This is a genomic window from Hymenobacter profundi, assembly GCF_019334315.1.
In the GTDB taxonomy this organism is placed as follows: domain Bacteria; phylum Bacteroidota; class Bacteroidia; order Cytophagales; family Hymenobacteraceae; genus Hymenobacter; species Hymenobacter profundi.
Map to the genome: position 1 here is coordinate 1 of NZ_JAHWGL010000156.1, position 6499 is coordinate 6499.

The following is a 6499-nucleotide window of genomic DNA, read 5'->3' on the forward strand; positions in this document are numbered from 1 at the left end:
TCATGTCTCAGTTGTCAGGTAGTGAAAATACGCTTTTCTCTGCTCACAACTGGCTCCCTAAATGGGGAAGCCTACAAATTGGCAGGAACTATTATTCGGTATAGCTGTATCAGTTTGAGAAAAAGAGTTTTTCGACCATGGTCGATGCAGCAAGAAGCGATTAATGACTTGCTGATCTTTGACAACACCCTTATTTGTATACATCATAATAGGATTAGCCGCTAGAATAGTATTTTCCGAATAGTATTCGCCGCTTAAGACTAAAAGTGGTTCGTCTTTCTCTTTTTCACAACCAGACAATATAACTGTACTAAATGCTAGAATGCGTAAAGCTTGTTTCATGAGTTTGTTAATAGTATTATTAGAAGAATAGCAAATATACACTACCCCGCCGTATCGGCCACCTCATCCCCATCATCCACCAGCACCCGCGCCAGCTTCTCAATATTGAGGCTCCGCGCTGAGGCATCGAAGATTTCGCGGTAGGTCCCTTTTAGATCGTATAGCTCGTCGTGGGTGCCGCTTTCTACCATGCGGCCCTGCTTCATCACGTAGATGCAGTCCGAATCTACGATTTGGGCGAGGCTGTGGGAGATGATAACCACCGTACGGCCCTGCTTGATGGCATCGAGGGAGTTCTTGATTTGCTCGGTGGCAATGGCGTCGAGGGAGGCCGTGGGCTCGTCGAGGAAGATGATGGGCGGGTTTTTCAGGAACAGGCGCGCAATGGCAATACGCTGCTGCTGCCCGCCCGAGAGCTGCTGGGCGTCGCTCTGGTACTGCTGGGGTAGGCCTATGATCTGGTCGTGGAGGTAGGCGCTGCGGGCGGCAGCCTGCACCTGCTCGAAGCTCGCCGCGAAGTTGCCGTAACGGATATTCTCCTCAATGGTACCCTTGAAAATGTGGTTTTTCTGAAGCACCAGCCCCAGGCTCTGGCGCAGGGCGTGGGTATCGTAGTCGCGTAGGGGCTGGCCGTCGAGGGTGAGCGTGCCGCTGTCGGGCGTGTAGAACTTGCAGAGCAAGTTGATGATGGTGCTCTTGCCCGCGCCCGAGAGGCCCACCAGCGCCGTGGTCTTGCCGGCTTCAATGTGCATATTCACCCCGTGTAGGGCGGCCGTGCCGCTAGGGTAGGTAAACGATACATCGTGCAGCTCGAAGGTGCCGTGCAGGTGGTTGGGCAACAACCGGCCGGTGGGCTCGGTCTGGTCCTCGGCGTCGAGGATGCTGAAGAAACCCTCGGAGTAGGTGAGGGCGTCGTTCATCTCGTCGTAGATGCGGTGCAACTGCCGGATGGGCGCCGACACGTTGTTGAACAGCAAAATATGAAACATGATGGCCCCGATGCTGATCTGGCGGTCGAGCACCAGGTAGGCCGTCAGGATGATGATGAGCACCACGCCTACCTGCTCCACAAAGGTCTTGAGGCCGTCGTAGAGGAAGTTGGTTTTGCGCGTTTGGAGCTGGGCCGTTACCAGTTGCTGTTGCAGGCCATTCTGCTTTTCCTCCTCATAATCTTCGCGCACAAAGCTCTTGATGACCACCGCCGAATCAATGAGGTTGACGAGGCCCTGGTTTTTCTCCTCGCGCAGGCGGCGCAGCGTGCGCCGCACCCCGTTGAGCTTATCGGCCTGGGCATAGCTGAGCCAAAAGTAGATGGGTAGGATGAGCAGGGCCGTGAGCCCCACGTACACGTTGGCGAAAAACATAACCACCAGCGCCACCACGGCATTGGCAAACAGCGGCAGAATGTCGATGAAGAAGTTTTGCACCAGCTTCATCAGGCTCTCCACGCCCCGGTCGATACGCGTTTGCAGCTTGCCGGTTTGGTTGCCGCCGCTGGCGTAAAAGCCTAGCTGGTAGCTAAGTATCTTATGAATAGCGGCCTGCGAGAGGGTAGTAGAAATACTAATGCGAATCCGCTCCCCGTAGAACTTCTGCCCAAACTGGATAAATGCATTCACCACCTCCTTCACCAGTAGCACCGCGCTGATACCGGCCAGCAGCGTCGCGCCCTGGGCCAGTCCCTGGTTGCGGTTGAGCATCGTCTGCACCGTATCTACGGTGTATCGCAGCACAAACGGATTAACCTGCGCCGCCAGCGACCCGACAAGTGTAAGTAGTAAGGTGCCCAGCACCAGCCGCCAGTAGGGCCGGACGTAGGGTAGGAGGCGTTGGATAATTTGCCAGAGGCTCATGCGAATCGGCTTGGAGGGGAGGTAGCCGATTAGACGCGGGAGCAGGGCTCGGGGTTATTTAGAATATCATGTACGCCAGCGAAAACCAGTGAAGTATAGCGCGACACCTTCATAAGCCATAGCGCTGCCCAACGCTTTAATTTCCTATTTGTGTCATCAACAGGTTCAGCCTTACCGCATCCTACAAAAAGCATAGTTGATACTAGCAGTTTTCCCATGCAGTAGCAGTCATTAAAGGAAATGCTGATGCTATAGAAAAATCAGGGGTAGGAAATGCTGTTCAGGTAATCAACTACGCTACATTTACAGTACCACCCTACCTGTCTTTCTACCTTTAGCTACGCCTTTTCCTGGCATATCAGTCTCTCCCTGGGCATGAAGCATCGTCTACTTCTCTTGTGTTGGTGGGCGACACTGCTGACCGGAATAACGCGGGCGCAAAGTCCGCAGACGAAGGCGCTGCACCGGGCGCTGGCCCACGCTACCACCGATACCAGCCGGGTGCTGTTACTGGCCGACCTCAGCGCTTCCTACCGCTACTCCCATCTCGACTCGGTGCAGCACTACGCCCGGCAGGGGCTGCGCCTGGCCCGGCAGGTGCACTACCCTAAAGGCGAGGGACGGTGTTTATCACGCATGGGCATGTTGCTGGGCGAATGGGGCAATCTGCCTCAGGCCCTGCGCGTGAACTTGCAGGCCCTGCGCCTCAACGAGGCCAGCCACGATCAGGAGGGCACCGCCCGCACCCTCAACCAAACCGGTCTGCTCTACTACGCCCTCGACGACGGCCGGCCCGCACTGGACTACTTCTTCCGGGCACAACGCATTTACAAGCAGGGTATTGGTGATGATTCTCAGTTGATTAGCGTGCTAACCAACATCGGTACTAGTTACATGCTACTGAACCGGCTGGACTCGGCGGAGTTGTTTCTACGGCGCGCCTACACTCTCACCACACGCTCGCGCACTGTGGAGCAGAGCTGCTGGGGCAATCCGCTGCCCTATGTGCTGCGCGAAATGGGGCTGCTAGCCAGCATGCGGGGGCAGTCAGAGAAGGCGATTCGCTATTACCACTTGAGCGCCCAAGCAGCCCTACCCGAAAACGACCAGCGTAGCCGGAGTCGCGCCTACCAGTACCTAGCCGAGCTATACCAACTCCGGCAGCAGCCCGACTCCAGCATCTACTACGCCCGTAAAGCCCTGGCGGTAGGGCAATCGTTGCCGTTTATGGTGGGCGTGATGCGCAACAGCAACCTGTTGGCGTCGACGTTTACCGGCCGTGGGCAAAACGACAGCACCCTGAAGTACATGCGCCTTATGGTAGCGGCGGCCGATAGTTTGCATAACCCGCAACGCATCAAGCAGCTCGATGCCATCGGTTTTGCCGAGCAGCAGCGGCTGCGACTTCTGGAGGAAAAACAGGCGCAGCTGCAACAGCAGATTCGCGTGGCTGTGCTGATAGCCGTAATGGGTATGCTGGCCCTGGCCACGCTGCTGCTCTGGCGCAACAACCGGGCACAAAAGCTGGCTAACAGCCGCTTGCAACGGCTGAACGAGCAGATACTGTCGCAAACCACCGAGCTTACCCAGCAGCGCGACGAGTTGGGCCGAGCCCTGCAAGACCTAAAGGTAGCGCAGAGCCAGCTGGTGCTGCGCGAGCGAATGGCCTCCCTGGGCGACCTCATGAACGGTGTGGCGCAGGAGGTGCGCCGCCCGGTGCAGCGCGTGCGCGAGCTAGCCGGCATCAGCGAGCTGTTGTGCCAGGAGTTGCGGGGCGAGTTTACCCGGTGCGCGTCCCATTTGGAAGACGGAGAGTACCTGGACGAGATGCTGCAAAACCTGGCGCACTATCAAACGGGTATTGTGCAGGCCGGACAGCGGGCCGATGTGATTGTGCGCGGTATGCTGGAGTATGCCAGCGCCCAGCCTGGTCCGCGGCAGCTTACGGCTCTCAACGGGTTTGCCGAGGACTACCTTCGCATCACTTACCACGACTTACGCGCCAAACACCGATACCTCATGGTGGCCCTACTCTTCGAGTTAGACCCGGCTGTGGGTAGCGTGCCCGTGGTACGTCACGATTTTGGGCGAGCGCTCATTGGCTTGTTTAGCAATGCGTTTTATGCGGTGCAGCAACGACAGCAGCAAATGCTTGGCGAAGAGTATGTGCCGCAGATAAAGCTCATTACCAGGCGTACGACGGGGCGGGTGGAAATCCGGGTGCGCGACAACGGGCCGGGTATTCCGGCGACTGATCTGTCCAACATTTTCCAACGCTTTTTCACCACCAAACCAGTCGGTGAAGGTACCGGATTAGGGTTGTCGCTGAGCTACGACATCGTCACGCGGGGGCACGGGGGCACGCTCACGGTGGAGAGCGAGGTAGGGCGGTTCACGGAGTTCTGCATCACACTGATAGCAGCCGAAAGCAGTCCGGCGCAACCGTAGTACGAGAGCTGTGTCCCTCATCAGCGGCCACCGTGCGCCGCGTTCTGTTCCAAAACCATTCTTTGCATATGAAAAACATAGTACTACCCCTATTGGGCGTGCTGGCGTGCAGTGCTCCGGCGCTGGCCCAACAAGCGGAAAAGGTAGATCAGGCGATGGTCGCCAAGATCAAAGACGAAGGCTTGAACCGCTCCAAAGTGATGGAAACGGCCTTTTACCTGACCGATGTGAGCGGTCCGCGCCTAGCCAACTCGCCCGGCCTGATGCGAGCCAGCGAATGGGCCAAAAAGCAGCTCACCGACTGGGGCCTTGCCAAAGCCAACATCGAGTCGTGGGGTGATTTCGGCCGTGGCTGGGAAATCGAGAAGTCCTACGTGGCCATGACGAAACCGTACTACAAGGCCATGAGTGGTACGCCCAAAGCCTGGACGCCCTCCACCAACGGCCTCATCAAAAAGCAGGTGGTGCTGGTAAAAGTATCTTCGGAAGCTGATCTGGAGAAGTATAAAGGCCAGCTGCGCGATAAGGTGATTGTGACCGAGGTGACCTCTATGCCCAAGCTAGGGCTGGAGCCCGATGCCCGTCGCTACACCGACGAAGAGTTGCAAAAAATGGCCGCGCCCGTAGTTGCCGACGCTTCCCCCCGCCGCCCCGCCATGACCGACGAGCAGCGCGACGCCATGCGCGCCCGCGCCGCGTTGCGCAGCAAGTTGGCGCCGTTCTTCATCAGCGAAGGCGCGGCCGCTGTTCTTAGCAACCCTCGTGGTGGCTCGGTGGGCACCTACTTCACCAGCAACGGCGCCCCCTACGCTGCCGATGCCCAACCGGTGCTACCCGAGCTGGAAATGGCTACGGAGGACCAGTTGCGCCTGATTCGGTTGGTGGAAGCAGGTATTCCGGTGGAAGTGGAGCTGGAAACCAAAACCAAGTTTCAGACACAGGACCTGAAGGGCTACAACGTGGTAGCCGAAATCCCCGGCACCGACCGGAAGCTGAAAAACGAAATCGTGATGCTGGGCGGCCACCTCGACTCCTGGCACGCTGGCACCGGCGCCACCGACAACGCCGCCGGCTGCGCCGTGATGATGGAAGCTGTGCGCATTCTGGAAGCCCTGAACGTGAAGCCCCGCCGCACCATTCGCATTGCCCTGTGGAGCGCCGAGGAAGAAGGCCTGCACGGCTCGAAGAACTACGTGAAAAACCACTTCGCCGACCCCGCCACCATGCAGCTCAAGCCCGAGCACGAGAAGCTGGCCGCCTACTTCAACCTCGACAACGGCGCCGGTAAAATCCGTGGCATCTATGCCCAAGGCAACGAGGCTGTGATGCCCATCTTCGCCTCCTGGCTACAGCCCCTCAACGAGTTGGGCGCTACCACCGTCACGGCCCGCACCACCGGCGGCACCGACCACCTGTCGTTCGACGCAGTAGGCCTGCCCGGCTTCCAGTTCATCCAGGACCCTCTGGACTACGGCACGCGCACCCACCACACCAACATGGACACCTACGAGCGCCTACCCCCCGAAGACCTCAAGCAGGCCTCGGTAGTAGTAGCCACCTTCGTCTATAACGCCGCCATGCGCGACCAGAAGCTGCCGCGTAAAGCCCTACCCACTGCCAAAGCAGTAGGCCAGCGGTAAGCGAGTACCTTTAGGTGAACAATCAAAAAAGGCGGTCAACTCGACCGCCTTTTTTAATAGCCGTTTGTCATCCTGAGCGGAGCGAAGGACCTTTTCACGTCAGCACGCCTGTTGTAGCAATGACTTGTGCTGACGTGAAAAGGTCCTTCGCTCCACTCAGGATGACAGATAAGTAGGAAGACTTTATAGCACCACCAGCTTCTTCGTGACCTTCTC

4 protein-coding genes are annotated in these 6499 nt (G+C 57.8%); 2 read left to right on the top strand and 2 right to left on the bottom strand.

The window, feature by feature from the left end; all coding sequences use genetic code 11:
* Positions 1-57 precede the first annotated feature (57 nt).
* A complete protein-coding gene (locus tag KYK14_RS21030) occupies positions 58-342 on the bottom strand; it encodes a hypothetical protein (RefSeq protein ID WP_219161648.1) in 285 nt (94 codons plus the stop codon).
* A gap of 41 nt (positions 343-383) precedes the next feature.
* Positions 384-2195 carry an ABC transporter ATP-binding protein gene (locus tag KYK14_RS21035; protein ID WP_219161649.1) on the bottom strand — a complete coding sequence of 604 codons (1812 nt, stop codon included), beginning with the start codon at positions 2193-2195 and terminating at the stop codon, positions 384-386.
* A gap of 375 nt (positions 2196-2570) precedes the next feature.
* Here KYK14_RS21035 and KYK14_RS21040 point away from each other — a divergent pair, with 375 nt between their 5' ends.
* Together KYK14_RS21040 and KYK14_RS21045 are read left to right on the top strand one after the other, a co-directional pair.
* On the top strand, positions 2571-4643 hold the full coding sequence (locus KYK14_RS21040; RefSeq protein WP_219161650.1) for an ATP-binding protein: 2073 nt from the start codon (positions 2571-2573) through the stop codon (positions 4641-4643).
* A 68-nt stretch (positions 4644-4711) separates the two neighbouring features.
* A complete protein-coding gene (locus KYK14_RS21045; protein ID WP_219161651.1) occupies positions 4712-6283 on the top strand; it encodes a M28 family metallopeptidase in 1572 nt (523 codons plus the stop codon).
* Positions 6284-6499: the final 216 nt, after the last annotated feature.